We start from the raw sequence: 17,354 nt of genomic DNA, 5'->3' as shown, positions 1-17,354 counted from the left end.
TCTCCTATTCTAAACGCCTACTTTAAAGCTTCATAATCATCATACTCTACCAGCCCTTTCATGGTGGTTAAAGCCCCCTCTTCTAATTCTTTAACCATTAGACACTCGATGGCAGGTAAATGAACGCTTTTTCCAGGCATAATCCCGTAGTTAACTGCTGTTTGAAATCCTCTTGAACGATAATTTTGTGGATTTCCCTCCACAATCACGGCTTTAAATCCCATTTCTTTGGCTTTAACAAATCCGTATTCAATTAACTCTTTTGAAATATGTTGTCGTTGAAATGACGTTTTCACAGCAACGGGTGCCAAAATTAATAATTCCTGTTCATATTGTCCTTGTAACTGAAATCTTGAAAACATGGCATATCCAATAAGATTATCCTTTGAATCAAGAGCGATTAATTCTAGTTCAGGGATATGGTAACGTTTATGCCTAATTTCTTCGACTAATAATCGAACCATTTTTCCTTCTTCTTCATCATTAGCCTCTGTAAAGACCGTCTCAACTAAATCTAATGAACACGTTAAATAGGCTTCACTGATGGGTTTGATTGTTCTTTTCAAAGATGGGCCCTCCCCTATTTAATTTCCCAAACGATGGTAACCGTGTCACTCGCACTGACATTATCTGGTTGAATATCGATAGCTGCAGCTGAATAAGCAACGCTTTCTTCTAACATCATCTCACGATTTCTATAGACGATATTGCTCCAATCGTAGGTAATGGCTAATATATCATCAAGTCTGACTCCCGCTGCCAAAGCTAAAATATTGGCTTTTTGAGTCGCATCTGCAACCGCATCTTGTAGCAAGAGTTCTTTTAGTTTGGTATCGTCTGTTAATAAAAAGTGGATGGATAGTTCAGGATTGGCTTCACATGCACTGAGTTGTTCTAAAATCATAGCTAAACGATGGGTATCGATTGGGAAACTGAGCTTTAAGTTGTTTCTGACACTGTATCCTTTAAAGACACGAATGTATTCACCTTCTTCGTTTTTGACGCTTTCATAATCAGTATTTACGGAAAAGTTTGTCGTCACTAAATCAGATTTGCTAAATCCAACGTTAGCTAAACACGAACGAAGTTGTTCAAGTCGTGTTCCGGCTAAATTAATCGTTTCATCATAATTTTCTGCTTTCGATTCTAAGTCAAAATCAAGTTGAATGGTATCCGGTGGTAACGAGGCTTGCCCCGTCCCTTTTACGGTTAGTGTTCGTTGCTCCACTTTAATCCCCCCCTGAATCTCAATTTGTTCCTATTATAACACGTTATGGAATAATTTAACATAAAAAGTGATACCTCATTGAATCGAGATATCACGTCTGTTTTAAATGGCTTGATCATCATCAAGTGAATCATTTAGATATTTTTCTTCGAGATAATAACTTCCCCAAGTTACCTCGATTTGAAGATTTGGACATTTGCAAGCAAGCATTGCTGGAATGGGATTAAAGGCTTTCATGAGCTCAGGAAAGATTCCGTCTTGATAATCCTCTACCTTATTCGTGCATAGCGTGCCATTTGTTAAAGGATGTGTTCCGTAATAAACCATATAGTTGACTTGGTAATTTAATTCTTTGAGATTCCAACGATAAAAAGCTTTAATTTGATGCTTAAGATTGGTACTAGAAAACTGCCATGAATCTTCTGCAAGGTTAAAATCGGTTAAAGATAACTTAGAAGCGGGAATATTTTTTCCAAAACCTGACTTTAATTGATATTCTTGCGTACATTTTAACCATTGAATATACGTTTCAATTTCTTCTTTTGGACCTTTGACGCTTACTCTGACATTATTCTCAACCTCACACATCTCACATCACTCCTCAAACATGAAGAAACCCTTTTTCTAGATTATACCATATAAAACTTTTTATTAAAGCGCTTTTATTGTAAAATAAAAAAATAACTAGTGATTGATAAAAGATTTCTTATACTATATTGTATGCTTTTAATTTAAATTTGAATCTTATTTTGTGAAAAAATTCTAATAAGAAACAAACTAAATAAAGGCTCCTTCAAAAAGCAAGAGGTGATAAAAAAAGCCCAAGTTGGATGGAAACTAGGACTTTTAATAGGTCATTCTTTACATGATATTCATCGAGATGAGTCTTTAGTCTTCATTCTTAGGCACGTCGAGATGAAAAATCCCGATTTTTTTGTAATTCTCAATTTTATATTGAATCATCTCGAGACTGCCATTTAATTTTGCGATTTCTGATGGAGTGCAGCCCAAATCGCAGAAGCAATCAGTATTATTGAGGCTAAGGGACTTCGACCTCTTTCAGTGATACAACCTCAGTATCATATGCTCGACCGTTACATCGAAGATGAAATCATGGATCTTTGTGAACGATACGGTATTGGAATTGTGCCTTTCAGTCCGCTAGCTCAAGGTTTATTAACGGGGAAATATCGTAAAAGTGAGCCTATTCCTCAGGATTCGCGTGCAACGCTTAAATATAATCAAGTAAATGCTATGTTAACAGACGATAACTTAGAAAAAGTTGAAGCTCTTCTTCAAATCGCTCATGAACTCAGTATTTCCTTACCCGTCTTATCTCTGGCTTGGATTCTACGACGTCTATGTATTAGTGGAGTGATTACTGGGGCTTCAAAACCAGAACAAATTGAGAAAAATGTCCAAGCTAGCGCCATCACACTATCAGAGGATCTATTAAATCGAATCGATCATATCATCGGCTATACCCCATTGATTAGAAGAATTGGATAAAATAATTCATCAGTTAAAGAGACACCTTGGGTCTTAGGATAAGGTGACATTAATCTCCTTTTGATAGAACATCCAAGAGACTATATTAGATCAAAAATCTCATTTAAAGATAAAAGGGAAACTATCCATTCTGACGGTTTCCCTTTTATCTTTTTTATTTAGCTGTTTAATCGTTTGTCTAAATGACGTTTATAAATGGGGCTGTTTTCATAGAAAAAGGTAAACCAACCGTAATTGAGGAAGAATAAAAACCAAAGGTATTCTTCTGTTACAAACCCTTTTAACCCAATTAATGCAAGTAGCCCTAGAAAACCAAGGTATTTATGTTTGCTATAAATCATTCCAATTCCCCTCTCCTCGTTCTTACTTTTATTATATGTGAACGGGGAGAGGATAATCTCTTTTTATAGCTTAATTGAATATTTTAACTCCGGTCTTCCGACATTTCCAGTCGTTGCTTGAACATGTAATTTATCTTGACTCTCTAAGTAATCCATATATTTTTTGATGGTGACATTGCTGATTTTTGTTTCATTAGCAATCTCGCGTAACGTCCAAATGCGATCGGGATGTTCTTTTAAAAAGAGTGTAATTTTTTCTAGGGTTCGTTTATTTAATCCTTTCGGTAACTCTTCAACCTGTTGAGACAATGAAGCTTTCATAAAAGCATCGATTTCTTTTTGTGTCATTGATTTTTGATTTAACAGTAACCCTTTTTTACTTTGATATTTTTTATAAGCTTCTTCAAATCGAATAGATTCAAAAGGTTTAACTAAGTAATCAATCGCTCCATAGGCAAATGCTTGTTTAAGTTCCATTGAACTATTAGCAGCAGTGACCATAATGACATCCACCGTATATTCTTTTTCACGTATTGTTTTAAGAATCTCTAGACCGCTTTTTTTCGGAAGAAAGACATCCATAATAATGAGGTCAATTTTTTGTGCTTCTAAGTAGGATAAGACCTCTTCTTCATACATAACAGGACCAAAGATTTCTATCTGTCTAAATTGTTGTAAATAACGTTTATTAATTAAGGCAACCATTGGGTCATCTTCTACAATTAATACTTTATCCATCATACTCTCCCTTATTAATCATAATTACGAATATTTTTTCTTCATCAAAATCTTCAATTTCAATTGTACCATGATATAATTCAACTCGATTTTTGACAAGAAAAAGACCGATACCACGATGTTCACCCTTCGTAGAAATACCGGATTCAAATAGTTTATCTTTAAACGCTGGATTAATTTTTTCACCGTTATCTCTCACTTGAATTTCAAGGGAAGTCTCATCCTCGTACAACGAAATTTCGACTTTTTTCGAAGAGGTTTCTAAAGAGGAACACGCCTCAAAGGCATTTTCGAGTAAATTTCCAATAATGGTCACCAGATCATAAGCCGTAATGCGTTGATGAGTGGGATATAAAAAGGACTCTTCGGTTAAGGTAAACTCGATTTGACGTTCTTTCGCAACTAATGACCGACTCATAAGTAAAGCTCTAATCAGAGGATCCTCAATCGAATGAAACTTCACTTCAGTTTCCGCCCGAGTTTGTTGAAGGGTTAAAATATATGATTTTGCCTCCTCCACTTTATCGAGTTGAATTAAACCCAAGATGACATGTAAATTATTCTTGAATTCATGAATGGTCACTCTTAAATTTTTAATGACTTCATCAATCCCAGTGATTTCTTTTGCGATATCGTGGATATTGTTTCGATCCATTAACGTAATGACGCTTCCTAAGTATACTTCATTTTGAAAGAGATGATGAAGATTTATAAAGAGTCTTTTATCTTGGATAATGAATTCTTTCATCGTAAAGTCGGTATAAGAATCGATGTAAGGGTCTAGACGTTGAATTAAGCTAGTGACATTAAAATCTGGAATCATCATATTACAACGGTTATTGAGTTCAATCACGTGTTGCGAAGCATCTAAGGCGATAATACCATCTGCTACACTTTCAATGATAATCTTTTTTTGACGGTATAGCCTTGCAATTTCTTCAGGCTCCATATTAAGCATGCGTTTTTGAATGCTTGATGAAAAGAATTTAGCCCCAATTCCTGCCAATCCAATCACGCTTAGACAAAGTAAAACATAATTACGCATGATGTCGGTATTAGCCACCGTGATATCACGATAATATTTTCCAACCATGACAAAACCGATTTGCTGTTGTTCATCAAAAATAGGCTCAAACCATCTGAGCGTCTTCCCTTGAGATCCCTCCATAATAGAAAAGTATCTTTCACCAGTGGCTAATACTTTTTGTTTATCAGAGCCGACATAGACTTGGCCAATTTGACTTTCATCTAAGTGGGAGTATTTGATTCCATTCATATCTGCTACGACGATTAAATCCACATTATTCAAGTTTTCAATAAAATCTAACGTATACTTTTGAATGCTACCATCATTGTCATGAGTGATTAATTTCTCTTTAATGAGGACACTATGTGCCATACTAAATCCAGTTTCTTGAAGAGACATTTTGATCTTTTCATCAAAGTCGTGTAACTTAGAATTAAGAAAAATAAGATATGAAATAATTAAGGGAATGGACGTTATACTAAGTGTCCATAAAATGATTTTAGTTTTAAACGTTCATTGCTTTTTCATGACATCATCACACTCGCTATGAAATTTTATCTTTTATTATCCTTTGAGGATTCAGACTTTAATATTCACAAAAAAAAGCATATTGTCACATCACGTGTGACAATATACTTTGAATGATTAGGCAATGCTATTTTTGCATGTTCCTTCATTTAAATAATCTCTTAAATTCTCATAAGAATATTCGATCATGTTTGTTAACGCCTCATCGGTATATGATCCGATATGTGGTGTCACTAAAATACGAGGATAAAGGTCAATTAATTTTTGGAATGAAGGATTTTCTAAAGCAGCGCCTTTGAAATCTTTAAAGAAGACAGCAGATTCCCCTTCTAAAACATCCGTACCAAATCCACCTAATTTATTAGATTCAACTGCTTTGATAATCGCATCGATATCTTGAATCTCACCACGAGCCGTATTAATTAAAATGGCTCCATCTTTCATTTTAGCGATAAACTCTTCATTAATCATATGATAGTTTACCCCTTTAATATATGGCATATGAACTGAGATCACATCAGACTCTGCTAAGACGGCATCTAAATCTTTAAATTCAACGATTTCTTTTGCCACGTCACTTTGGAACACATCATAAGCAATCACATTAGCTCCTAACCCTTTGAATAATTGAGCTGTCGTTAAACCGATTTTTCCTGCTCCAATAATTCCTACGGTACAGTTACGAACCTCTTTACTGAACATGAATGGATCAATCGTAAAGTTTGTTTGACTTGTACGATTAACCGTATATGCTGTATGACGTAATAACATCATTGATAAAGAAACAGCTAACTCACTAATAGCATTTGGTGAGTAACCTGGCACGCGAGCACATTTTAACTCTAAGTCTTTAACCGCATCTAAATCAACATGATCAAATCCTACCGTACGAGTTAAGAGGTATTCTAATCCATTTGCTTTTAATAATTCTAAGTTTTGACGATCTGCTTTACAGTTCCCGCGAACCATGATTGCTTCAGCTCCAATGGCTTCTTTCACATTTTCATGATTTAGTCCAAGTGTTACTAATTTAAGATCATATCCAAATTTTTTATTGATTTCATGGAAGAAAGGAACTTCAGTTTCTCGTACTCCATAACATACTAATTTAGTCATTTTCATCTTCTCCTTTTTGGGTATTAAGGTTAAATAATCAAATCTCTCTTAGAATAATCCTAGTGTTTTAATTAGCTCTAACACCACGATCCAAATTGGCATGGCGATAACGGCAACGACTGTTGATAGTAATGAACAGTTTGAGGTAAATAATGCTTCACGGTCATAGTTAATGGCATAGGCTGCTGCGACTGTTGCTGTTGGTGCTGCCATCATGATGACTGTTGTTGCCATCCCTTCAAATGAAACTGGAAGAATTCCAAATTGATTGACAAGAACTAATAAAACTAAGTTAATGACTGGAATGAATAAAACTTTAATGAAACTATATCCCCATGCATCTTTTTGAGAGATAGCATCTTTGAATGGAACTTCTGCTAAAGTGGCCCCAATTGAAATCCAAGCAAGTGGTGACGCTAATGCTTTTAAATAATCTAGTGCTTTATAGAACCAAGGTAACGTTTGATCAAGACGTAAGAAGGCATATTGTTTAACCTCTCCGTTCACTGTGACGTTAACTTGAGGCAGCATGTCTTGGCATAACCAGATAAATAATCCGAAGAAGGTTGCTAAGATAATTGGATTTAAGAAGATTTCTTTCATATTTTTCTTGAAGTTTTCTTTATCCATTTTTGTTCCTGACATTTTAATAAAAGCGTAAGAGTATAAGAATACTCGGTAAGCAATATTAAAGATGTTAGAATACATTGTTCCAACGGCTCCGTAAACTGCGGTTACAATCGGTGTTCCGAAGAAAGTCGTCGAACCAAAGATTGTTAAAACGCGATAAACATCTTGCTTATCCCCTTTAACTTTTGCAAACATGATTTTTGTTAATGGAATTAAGATTAGATAAATGGCAAATCCCCATACTAACATGCTCATCCCTTGTTTCAATTGTTCACCGTTGATATCTTTCATAAAAGAAGTGAAGGCTAACGCGGGTAAAGAGACAGTTAAGACAACCTTTGTTAACATTTTAGAAGCGGTTGAATTAATCATGTTTCGTTTTCGTAAATAAAATCCTAAAAGGATAATTGAAACTGATGAGAAAATAGCACCTAAAATGGCGTTATCGCTTAATGTGCTTTTGATGATTTCTAACATACGTCTACTCCTTTATATATCGTTTTACTTTTTAAGCCTTTGTTTATTTGCTCACAAACATTGTATAAGTTTCGACAAGGTTCTACAATTTGTTGAAGTTTTTTAATAATTATTGAAGTTATTTAAGTGAATTTTTTAACAATCTGATGTATAATTTGTTTTTTTTATAGTCTACATTCATAAAAAAATCCCTTCTGACTTACCATCAGAAGGGATTTTTAATTCAATGCAACCACTGCATAACAGATTTGATAATCTTGATTAACGTTTTTAAATTGTTCAATTTCAAACAAAGGATTCATGAGATACTCATTAATTGGATCTTCAATATCTGCTAAATCGATTAAACTTAACTCAAAGGGAGTAAAAAGGTATAATTTAAGCCTTTGTGCTGTTTCAATTTGTGAGAGTTGATTTAATGTTTGGGTGACAATAGTCGAGACTAATTCAGTTTCTGTCGTCTCACCCGTAAGCAAAAATAGACTGGAATGGTGACTTTTTAACGTTGATAACAGGTTGCTTTGATTTAATAAGTAAATCAAAAGATTTAAATTCAATTTCTTTGAAGACGTTAGCTCTTCAAACTTAATAATAGTTGGAAAAATGGATAAATGCTCTGATAAATGACCGGTAAAGATTAAAATATCTTTAGTTTGAAGTATGGAATAGATTCGCTGTTCGAGCTCAAATGTGATTTCTTTTAATAATAGGATCCGTTGAGTCGCTTTTGATAACGGCAGATTTGAAATTTCACTTAAGCAGTTTAAATCGAGATAAATCAGTTCAATGAAGTGATCAGCAATCCGATAATATCGCTTTTTCTCTTGTTTTATTTCTTTTGTGACGAACATTTCAGTTGCCTTAATGGTTAACTCCTCTTCTTTAATAAAGGAAATAATTTGAATTTTATTCATCTGTCTCACCCTAATTCATCAAATGATATCCATATTTTAACACGAAATACACATTCGTGCTCACTTTGAATGAAATATAGTGAAACAATTGGTTTGAAGGACAAAAATGAGAAAAGAAAGATTCTTTTAAATATGAGAAGACAAATGACAGGAAGAGATTAGATTATTTTAGCGAAACAGTGAAAAAGTGCCCGATTTCCTCGGAATTATCTTAAAAATATTAACTTTTCTCTCACATGATTTTAGATTAGTTATTTCAGGTGATTATACTCTTCATCGCTCACAGGTTCACACCATTCATTTGAGCTACCTTCTGCGGGAATTTCGACTGCAAGGTGAGAGAACCAACTATCGGGTGCTGCGCCGTGCCAATGTTTAACTCCGGCTGGGATTTGGATCACGTCGCCAGGATGCAATTCTCTTGGGGCTTCACCAAATGCTTGATAATAGCCACGTCCCGATGTGACTAATAGAATTTGCCCTCCTTTATGATGAATGTGCCAATTATTACGACATCCTGGTTCAAAGGTCACATTTCCAATAGGAACCCCTTCTGTTGTTAGCATGTTTAAATAGGCTTTGCCAATAAAATATTGACTAAACATTTCGGGAAGTGGATTTCCCATTTCAAAAATCATGTTATCTTGATTCATTTAAATGCCTCCTTTTATTTTGACGCTTGTTGGATACAGCGAATCGCATTTAAACTTCGTGGATATCCAATGAACGGTAAACAGACTGAGACAATATCAATTAGAAATAGTTTATCATTTCCAATCCTCATATTTGCAACAGCATGGCTCGTTAATTGAGGTTCACAACCTCCAAGGGCTGCTAAAAAACAGAAGGTCAGCATTTCACGTTGTTTTAAATCTAAGACACGTCGTGTGTAATAATCTCCAAAGCAGTTAGTTGCTAACCAGTAATTGATATGTTTCGTTTCCGCGGGTCCTGATTTGTAAAATTCAGACATATGATTGCCGAAAATCTCAACTTGTGCTTCAATTCCTTTTTATAGGCGGGTTTTAGGTGTTGTTGTCTTTGCACTTGCTAAAGGTAATGAAATATTTGAAAGCTCGAATATTTCATTTGTGGCATGTAAAAATGGATAAACACGCCCCATTCCAACATAGGGTACGGCTTGATACACGATTTCTTTGACGACTTCAGGCGTCACACCTAAATTTAAGGCTGCCAATAGCATAATTTTAAATTCATCAATCGCATGGCATCCAATTAATGAAGCCAATATAGCCATCATCCGTGTCTGATCATCTAATTTCGTTTGATTGATCACCTCATCGAAGGCAAAGTTATTAAAAATCTCTACCAAGTCTGCATCTGTTTTAGCTAGATTAGATTCGAAATTTGGAAACATTTTTTCATGATATTCTTTGGCAAAGTCTGAAATAGCCATCTTATTTCCTCCTATACCCATCTGCGTAGTAAGTCATCACAAGTTGAAACGTTTGAACCGATAATTGCTAAACCTTTTTCAAGATAAGCATCCTGACAAATTTGAATTAAATCGGATTCACTATGCCCCATTCCACTACCTTCGTGTGTACAAAAAGGTTTGATATGTTTATCTTTTAAGTTTTGTTCCTCTAAAAAGGTAAACACATGCATCGGCATCGTCCCCCAATAATTTGGGTAGCCAATATAAATCGTCTCATATCCTTCAAGATTTGGAAGCGGTGTTGCAATTAGGGGGCGCTTATTTTCATTTAAATCTTGTTTCGCCTGTTGAATACACGTATCGTAATCATCAGCATACGGTATGACTGGTTTGATTTCATATAAATCGCCTCCGATGAGGTTTTGAATTTTTTTTGCTACGATTTTAGTATTTCCTTTTTCTAAATGGCGAATTTGTCCCGCGACATAGTTTTCACCTTTACGTGAAAAATACGCAATTAATGTTTTCCCCATCATTCATTCCTCCTCTAGTATCCTATCAATCTATAACCTTATCTGATGAATAGGATATGATTACTGTAACACTTGGAGTAAACTTCAATGCAAGACCTAAAATAAACAATAATTAAACATATCCTATCTTTATGCTAGTCATGGCTGGCTTAAGTTTTTTATCGTCTATGGAAATAAGAGGCTGTTACTCCTCTAGCAAACCATTGACGTTTAAAATGTTTTTAATAGACGTTTGACTTGGAGAAACACCAGTCGCGTCGATTGGCTTTTGAATGGATGATCATGAAGAAAGATTAAGAAGTAAGGTCTTGATACAAGATCATGATCTCATTCATTTAGGCTTTTCCTCTTTCTCTTCTTAAATGGCTCCCACAATTTTATGAGGCTGATATAATTCTTCTAAATAAGCGATATCGTGATGAGTTAACTTTACGTTAAAGGCTCCGACTGCATCATCAAAGTATTTTTCTTTTGTGGCACCGATAATGGGTGATGCGACACCTTTTGCTAGTTGCCAAGCAAGCGCAATTTGAGTCATACTTGCTTCATGTTGTTGTGCAAGTTCATGGACACGTAGGACAATTTCATGATCTTTTTCTGCAGTCGAATCATATTTTGAAACAGCTATTTTATCAGTTTGACTACGCAAGCTGTCGCTTTTCCACTCTAAACGACTTAATCTTCCCGCTGCCAGTGGACTATACGGTGTGAGTGAAACATTCATCTGCTTACAAATTGGAATTAGTTCATGTTCATCTTCTCGGTAGAGTAAATTGTAATGATTTTGCATCGATTGAAATTTTGCCCAGTTATTTTTTTCTGCTACAAGTTGTAAGTTATGAAATTGATAGCCATACATGGCAGAAGCGCCAATAGCACGCACTTTACCTGATGTTACAAGTTCATTTAAAGCTTCCATTGTTTCTTCCATTGGTGTTTCATAATCAAAACGATGAATGAGATATAAATCTAAATAATCAGTGCCTAAACGTTTTAATGTGCCGTCAATTTCACGGTGAATGGCCTCTTTCTTCAAGTGCCCCTCATTAAAATAAACTTTTGAGGCTAAGACAACTTGATCACGTGGGACATTATGTTTGATGGCACATCCGAGATATTCCTCGCTTGTTCCGGCAGAATAAACATTTGCTGTATCAAAGAAATTAATTCCTAAATCGAGTGCACGCTTCACCAAGTTTTCACTTTCTTCTTTATTTAACGTCCACGAATGAAAATTAGTATTGGAATCCCCAAAACTCATGCATCCTGCACAAAGACGTGAAATCGTAATATCGGTAGTTCCTAATTTTGTATATTCCATTATCGTTTTCCTCCCATTTGTCTTTTTGTGTTTCTAAGTGGATTATACGTCTTGGAGTTCACTTCAAGTCAAGCTATCAAGTGAACTTTAGTTGAGCTTTTCTCATCGTTTTTTCTAAATTGACTTTATTCAGTTCATGAACTCCTCATGATGAAATGTTTTCTGTGACAAGTTACCGCATGAAATGAATGATTCTGGTTTGATTTTTAAATAGAGATCATTGTTATTTAATGAAGGGAGATTTTGAATTTGTTGACAACTCAACAAGTTCGTGTTAAATTTTTGTTTGTTGATAAATCAACAAATTTGTTTAGTTGAATTGAAAGGAAATAACGATGAAAAAATTATTTGTAGTCACAAATGTTATCATGCTAACGTTTATATTGATTTTTGATATGTTTTACATGGCTAGTAACGGATTATTAGTTAAGGCGATTGCCAGTCTTCTGTTTGTTGTCACAGGACTAATTAATCTGATGTATTGCATTAAAAATAAGGAGAATTTAAAATTTCCAATCTGGATGATCATTGCGTTAACGATTGCGATGTTAGGAGATATTCTCATTAACCTTAATTTCTATTTGGGAACCATCGTCTTTGGACTAGGTCATGTTTTTTATTTTGCCTCTTATTGTATGTTAGATAAAATGAACCGTAAAGATTTCCTATGGGGGATGATGATTTCACTCATTTCCTTAATGGTGATTTTCTTTACTCCATTTTTGAATTTTGGAGGGGCTTTAATGCAAGGTGTTTGTGGTGTCTACGCGGTCATCATTTCATTTATGTTAGGTAAAGCCATTTCAAATTCACTTCGACAAACGAACATGACAAATCTTATCATTGTAATCGGAAGTCTTTTATTCTTCATTTCAGATTTCATGCTCATGTTAAAGTCATTTGCAGATCTTCCAGTAGCCGGTTATTTATGTCTTGGGACCTATTATCCGGCACAGTTTTTACTTGCATTTTCTCTATTTGTTTATCCTTCTACTTCTATGAAGTTCTTAAATCACAAAAAAGGGACGATGTCTTTACAAACGTCTTATCAAAAGTTAAAGGTAGGATATGATTATGATTGATCTGATTGAACGATTCGAGGCATTTACAACATCTGTCACCAAGGCGTATAAGTGTATCCAAAAAATCAAGCTTACTGAAACAGAACGTATGGGATTAAAAGCTAGCCATGTGATGTATCTCTACTATCTCGGTAAAAATCCAGAAGGACTAACAGCGACTCAGCTATGTAAACTTTGTATAGAAGATAAGGCGGCTGTCTCAAGAACGATGGTGGACTTAACTGAAAAAGGATTAGTCAAGCCGGTTGAGATCAATTCAGGACGCAAATATCGTACCAAAATGGTGCTAACAGCAGAAGGTAATGAGATAAATAAACAATTGAATCAGGTGATAGCAGAGGCTGTTAGCCAAGCTTCTAGTAACCTTAGCGAGACTGAACGTGAACATTTCTATCACGTATTCTTCCAGATTACAGATCATCTTGAAATGATTTGTGATTCATTACAACAGAAATAAATGGCCTAAAAAACAGCTCCAAATGGAGCTGTTTTTTTTTATTTTAGCCTATCATTTAATGACATGTTTGATATGACGATTAAAACCAATCTGAGCGATACCAATCTGTTATAGACACTTTTTCATCCAGTGTCCTAATTTTTTCTAGTTCATCCTTTGATAGGTTAAAGTCAAAAATAGAAAGATTCTCTTTCAATCTGTGTTCACTGGTTGTTTTTGGAATGGCTGATACCCCATTCTGGATTAGAAAACGGAGTGCAATCTGTGCCGGTGTTTTATGATATTGCTCTGCGAGTTCTACAAGAATCGGTTCGTTGAGTAAATTCTTTTTCCCATTAGCCAAAGGACTCCATGCTTGCATCTTAGTTCCATGCTTTTCAAGTTCTACTTGTAACTCATGTTGTGTGAAATAAACATGGGACTCCATTTGATTGACAGCTGGAATCACGCCACACGTTTCAATAAATTCACGGTAGCACTTCTGATTAAAATTTGAAATTCCAATGGCTCTTGCTTTTCCACTTTGATAGGCTTCTTTGATCGCTTGATACATCTCATACGATTCAACATAAGGTTCATGAAATAACAATAGATCAACATAATCAAGTTGTAATTTTTTTAATGAATCGTCAATATCTCTTTTCGCTTTTTCATAACTATTGCTACTACGACATAGCTTTGTGGTGATAAATAGCTCGTTTCTGTCAATACCACTTTTGATAATCGCTTGTCCGACTGTCTCTTCATTATGATACATTCTTGCTGTATCAATTAAGCGATAGCCGACTTCAATCGCCTTCTTGATAACTTCAATCCCGCTATCTCCCTGTAGATTAACGGTTCCAAGTCCTAATAGTGGCATTCGTACTCCATTATTTAGCTCAATATATTCCATGACTCTCTCCTTTTCATCTATCCATTAAAGCACTTATCAGACATTAACATTATGTCCTACAAGTGCGAATCATTACATACTTTCTTTAAAAATAGTTGAAATTTCTTCAGGTGTTAGCGTTTTGTATCCACCTGGAAGAATAATTGTTGAATGAACAAGTCCTTCTAGCATCTCGTCTGTCACACCAAGATCCGTGATATTCATCACTAGACCAAGTTCTTTCATCCAGTTTTCCATTGCATTAAGTCCTTCTGCTGCGACTTGTTCCTTTGTTTTTCCTTCTACTTTAACATCCCACACGTTAGTCGCAAATCTGACAAACTTATCGAGTCCATATGGCATGATATATCGATAATAGGCTAAAGATACAGCTGATAACGTCATTCCATGAGTGGCATCGGTATAAGCCCCAACCGCTTGCCCAAGCATATGAACCATCCAGTCGGTTGATTTTCCTTTAGCCACTAACGTATTGAGTGCCCATGTTGACGTCCACATAATGTTACTTCTTGCTTCGTAATTATTTGGATCTTGAATGGCGATACGACTTGAATGAATTAACGATTTCATTAAACCTTCACTGATATAATCACTTGTATTGTCATCAGCTCCTGAGAAATACTGTTCACAAATATGATTCATAATATCATAGAAACCTGCCACCATTTGTGTTTTTGGAAGTGTTAAGGTATAGTTTGGATTTAAGATTGAGAATTTCGGATTAACATTTTCACCAAAGACATGACCAATCTTTAGTTTTTGTTCATGATTTGTAATAACAGTTCCACCATTCATTTCAGAACCTGTTCCAACCATTGTTAAAACGCATCCAACCGGTACGATTTCACAGCTCACATCTTCAAAACGGATAAAGTATTTATCCCATGGATCTTCATCACAGTGAATCGAAACCGAGACCGCTTTGGCATAGTCACATACTGAACCCCCACCGACAGCTAAAATTAAATCTACTTTATGATCTCTTGTGATGGCTACACCCTCGCGAAGTTTTTCAATCGTTGGATTTGGCATAACCCCTGGTATTTCTGCAATATTTTTTCCACTATCCTTTAAAATATTAATGACCTCATCATAAATACCATTTTTCTTAATTGATCCACCACCGTAGACAAGTAAAATATTTGAACCATAGTTCTCAAGCTCAGTACTTAGATTATGAAGTGATTGATCTCCAAAATACAGTTTGGTTGGGTTACAATATGTAAAGTTTCCTAATATTATTTCTCCTTCTTTCTTTTTAAATTTGATGAGCGACTCATCAATTGAAATCTATTCTAATTATTATCTTCGTTGTTTTGGTGAATTTATTTCAAATTTGTCTTAAAAAAGTTTTCTAACTTATCAAATGGAATTCGATCCACTCGATCATATAAATCAATATGTTCAGCATCTTTTACGACATAGAGTTCTTTTGGTTCTAAGGCTTTCTCATAGATCATTTCTGAGAAGAATTTAGAATGTGCACAATCTCCGATCACTAACAGAATTGGTCTTGGAGAGATTTCATGAACAAAGGCTGTTAAATCGGTATTTAAGAAAGCTAAATCACTGGTTGTCGTAAAGCTACCTCTTGCGTTTGGATGATGCCCTCTTTTGGTGGCATAGAATCTAAACCATTCTGCCGTCGGCTCTTGCAGATTTGCTGGTACGACCTCTAAGGCTTCTTCTGGGAAAAATGGAATGTATTCTGGAGATCCTTTCTCAAAATCTTCCCATCTCTTCAACGATAATTTTTGCTTCGTCTCTTCTAATTGCTGCTTATCTAACATGTCACGTACTGCTGATGTCATGACATACATACTGCAGGTTGCGATTGCTTTAATTCTAGTATCGACCTGTGCAGCAGATAACGCAAATCCACCTGATCCACAGATTCCAATGGCACCGATCTTTTCACGGTCCACATACGAAAGTTTAGTTCCAAGAAAATCGACTGCTGCGCTGAAATTTTCGGTGAAAATTTCAGGTGATGAGACATTTCTAGGTTCTCCTGCTGATTCGCCCATAAAGGATTGATCAAAAGTTAGCACAACAAATCCTCTCTTTGCTAGTTCATTGGCATACACACAAGGACCTTGTTCTTTAACACCACCATAAGGAGCTCCAACAATCAGAGCTGGATGTTTCTTGCTTAAATCAAGATTTTTCGCTTTATAAACATCTGCAGCAATCGCTAGACCATAACGATTATTGTATCTAACGTGCTCTCTTTCAACTTGTTCACTTAATTTTGCAATATAATGACAGGCCATTAGTGATTCCTCCTACTTTTCTATCCAGTCATCGCTATCAACAACTTAAATGATCAGAGACTTAACAGGGTGATTAGTTAATCCACATCTCAGTATTTGGATGACTTTATGATTACTATAACACTTAAAGTTAACTCTAAGACAAGAGGTGTTTTTAAAATAAATAAAAAATCAAGCCGTCTCATTACGACCTGATTTTCTCGATTTAATCTTCAAATGTTTTAGTGATTTCTTTTAGGTATTGAATGATTGGGAGATGTTGTGGGCACATGCGCTCACACTTTTTACAACCAATACAGTCTGATGCTTTGCCATGTGTTTGGGTGTAATTAAGATAAGCTTCTTTTTGCGTGGTATCACTGTTATAAAGTATGAAATACGATGGAATGGCAATCTTTTTCGGGCATCCTTCCACACAATACTGACAATTCGTACAGGGGATGAAGTCTTGGTTTTGAATGATTTGAGTGGCAGTCTCAACAATTTTAAATTCTTCCTCATTAAAGGGCACGAAGTTTTGCATGTAGGCTGTGTTATCTAACAATTGTTCCAGATTTGACATCCCACTTAGTACCATCATCACGTTAGGAAGACTTGCCGCATATCTAATAGCCCATGATGCCACTGAATTCTGTGGATTAACTCCTTTAAACAACGCTTCAACCGGTTTTGGAACTTGGGCCAATGTCCCACCTTTAATCGGCTCCATCACAATAATCTCTTTTTGATGTTTAAGTGCGACCTCAAAACATTTACGTGATTGAATCTGTTCATCTTCTCAATCGAGATAATTGATTTGGAGCTGGACAAAGTCCATTGGTTCTATAATATGGTTCTATAATATTTGGTGTTGCTGATTAAGCAGCACTTTTTTCATGGCATCAAA

General features: G+C 35.4%; 21 protein-coding genes. 3 read left to right on the top strand and 18 right to left on the bottom strand.

From position 1 onward, the window contains the following. Positions 1 to 17 precede the first annotated feature (17 nt). From QWC74_RS14530 to QWC74_RS14520, 3 genes are all read right to left on the bottom strand, one after another. The gene (locus QWC74_RS14530; protein WP_006784088.1) at positions 18 to 566 is read right to left on the bottom strand and encodes a GNAT family N-acetyltransferase; all 549 of its coding nucleotides are present in this window, start codon (positions 564 to 566) and stop codon (positions 18 to 20) included. Positions 567 to 580: 14 nt separating this feature from the next. Then, a complete protein-coding gene (locus QWC74_RS14525) occupies positions 581 to 1,228 on the bottom strand; it encodes an SIMPL domain-containing protein (protein ID WP_006784089.1) in 648 nt (215 codons plus the stop codon). 102 nt (positions 1,229 to 1,330) lie between these two features. Continuing rightward, positions 1,331 to 1,816, bottom strand: a complete 486-nt coding sequence (locus tag QWC74_RS14520; RefSeq protein WP_006784090.1) for a hypothetical protein — start codon at positions 1,814 to 1,816, stop codon at positions 1,331 to 1,333. Between the two features lie 423 nt (positions 1,817 to 2,239). Between QWC74_RS14520 and QWC74_RS14515 the strand changes: the two genes are divergently transcribed. Next, positions 2,240 to 2,737, top strand: a complete 498-nt coding sequence (locus QWC74_RS14515; protein WP_288994296.1) for an aldo/keto reductase — start codon at positions 2,240 to 2,242, stop codon at positions 2,735 to 2,737. 158 nt (positions 2,738 to 2,895) lie between these two features. Here QWC74_RS14515 and QWC74_RS14510 read toward each other — a convergent pair whose 3' ends face one another. From QWC74_RS14510 to QWC74_RS14460, 11 genes are all read right to left on the bottom strand, one after another. Beyond that, entirely contained in the window at positions 2,896 to 3,078 is a 183-nt protein-coding gene (locus tag QWC74_RS14510) for a DUF3796 domain-containing protein (protein WP_039930754.1), read from the bottom strand. Positions 3,079 to 3,141: 63 nt separating this feature from the next. Continuing rightward, positions 3,142 to 3,816: a response regulator gene (locus tag QWC74_RS14505; RefSeq protein ID WP_006784092.1), complete on the bottom strand. Its 675-nt coding sequence runs from the start codon at positions 3,814 to 3,816 to the stop codon at positions 3,142 to 3,144. Then, on the bottom strand, positions 3,809 to 5,242 hold the full coding sequence (locus tag QWC74_RS14500) for a GHKL domain-containing protein (protein ID WP_006784093.1): 1,434 nt from the start codon (positions 5,240 to 5,242) through the stop codon (positions 3,809 to 3,811). The genes QWC74_RS14505 and QWC74_RS14500 overlap by 8 nt, the downstream gene beginning before the upstream one ends. A 246-nt stretch (positions 5,243 to 5,488) precedes the next feature. Next, the gene (locus tag QWC74_RS14495; RefSeq protein WP_006784094.1) at positions 5,489 to 6,487 is read right to left on the bottom strand and encodes a 2-hydroxyacid dehydrogenase; all 999 of its coding nucleotides are present in this window, start codon (positions 6,485 to 6,487) and stop codon (positions 5,489 to 5,491) included. A gap of 48 nt (positions 6,488 to 6,535) precedes the next feature. Further along, positions 6,536 to 7,594, bottom strand: a complete 1,059-nt coding sequence (locus QWC74_RS14490) for an AEC family transporter (protein ID WP_006784095.1) — start codon at positions 7,592 to 7,594, stop codon at positions 6,536 to 6,538. 218 nt (positions 7,595 to 7,812) lie between these two features. Continuing rightward, complete coding sequence (locus tag QWC74_RS14485; RefSeq protein ID WP_009606493.1) at positions 7,813 to 8,508, bottom strand: hypothetical protein; 696 nt, start codon at positions 8,506 to 8,508, stop codon at positions 7,813 to 7,815. A gap of 251 nt (positions 8,509 to 8,759) precedes the next feature. Next, positions 8,760 to 9,161, bottom strand: a complete 402-nt coding sequence (locus QWC74_RS14480) for a cupin domain-containing protein (protein ID WP_006784096.1) — start codon at positions 9,159 to 9,161, stop codon at positions 8,760 to 8,762. A 14-nt stretch (positions 9,162 to 9,175) separates the two neighbouring features. Then, positions 9,176 to 9,481, bottom strand: coding sequence for a carboxymuconolactone decarboxylase family protein (locus QWC74_RS14475; protein WP_006784097.1), 306 nt, complete (start codon positions 9,479 to 9,481; stop codon positions 9,176 to 9,178). Between the two features lie 39 nt (positions 9,482 to 9,520). Further along, a complete protein-coding gene (locus tag QWC74_RS14470) occupies positions 9,521 to 9,925 on the bottom strand; it encodes a carboxymuconolactone decarboxylase family protein (RefSeq protein WP_006784098.1) in 405 nt (134 codons plus the stop codon). Positions 9,926 to 9,936: 11 nt separating this feature from the next. Further along, entirely contained in the window at positions 9,937 to 10,440 is a 504-nt protein-coding gene (locus QWC74_RS14465; RefSeq protein WP_229040165.1) for a flavodoxin, read from the bottom strand. 358 nt (positions 10,441 to 10,798) lie between these two features. Continuing rightward, the gene (locus tag QWC74_RS14460; RefSeq protein ID WP_006784100.1) at positions 10,799 to 11,761 is read right to left on the bottom strand and encodes an aldo/keto reductase; all 963 of its coding nucleotides are present in this window, start codon (positions 11,759 to 11,761) and stop codon (positions 10,799 to 10,801) included. 335 nt (positions 11,762 to 12,096) lie between these two features. Between QWC74_RS14460 and QWC74_RS14455 the strand changes: the two genes are divergently transcribed. Beyond that, complete coding sequence (locus QWC74_RS14455) at positions 12,097 to 12,843, top strand: lysoplasmalogenase (protein WP_006784101.1); 747 nt, start codon at positions 12,097 to 12,099, stop codon at positions 12,841 to 12,843. After that, complete coding sequence (locus tag QWC74_RS14450; RefSeq protein ID WP_006784102.1) at positions 12,836 to 13,300, top strand: MarR family winged helix-turn-helix transcriptional regulator; 465 nt, start codon at positions 12,836 to 12,838, stop codon at positions 13,298 to 13,300. Before QWC74_RS14455 ends, QWC74_RS14450 begins: the two co-directional genes overlap by 8 nt. A 79-nt stretch (positions 13,301 to 13,379) precedes the next feature. On the opposite strand, the gene QWC74_RS14445 is transcribed toward QWC74_RS14450, so the two are convergent. The 4 genes from QWC74_RS14445 to QWC74_RS14430 all read right to left on the bottom strand — a co-directional run bounded on the left by QWC74_RS14445 (position 13,380) and on the right by QWC74_RS14430 (position 17,234). Further along, entirely contained in the window at positions 13,380 to 14,195 is an 816-nt protein-coding gene (locus QWC74_RS14445) for an aldo/keto reductase (RefSeq protein ID WP_006784103.1), read from the bottom strand. Between the two features lie 72 nt (positions 14,196 to 14,267). After that, a complete protein-coding gene (locus tag QWC74_RS14440) occupies positions 14,268 to 15,434 on the bottom strand; it encodes an iron-containing alcohol dehydrogenase (protein ID WP_040763853.1) in 1,167 nt (388 codons plus the stop codon). Positions 15,435 to 15,520: 86 nt separating this feature from the next. Further along, a complete protein-coding gene (locus QWC74_RS14435) occupies positions 15,521 to 16,468 on the bottom strand; it encodes an alpha/beta hydrolase (RefSeq protein ID WP_006784105.1) in 948 nt (315 codons plus the stop codon). Between the two features lie 205 nt (positions 16,469 to 16,673). After that, entirely contained in the window at positions 16,674 to 17,234 is a 561-nt protein-coding gene (locus QWC74_RS14430; protein ID WP_269146099.1) for an aldo/keto reductase, read from the bottom strand. Positions 17,235 to 17,354: the final 120 nt, after the last annotated feature.

It is taken from the genome of uncultured Turicibacter sp. (assembly GCF_938044715.1).
In the GTDB taxonomy this organism is placed as follows: domain Bacteria; phylum Bacillota_I; class Bacilli_A; order MOL361; family Turicibacteraceae; genus Turicibacter; species Turicibacter sanguinis.
Note: the sequence above shows the minus strand (reverse complement) of the source record. Positions and strands in the feature narration are given on the sequence as shown.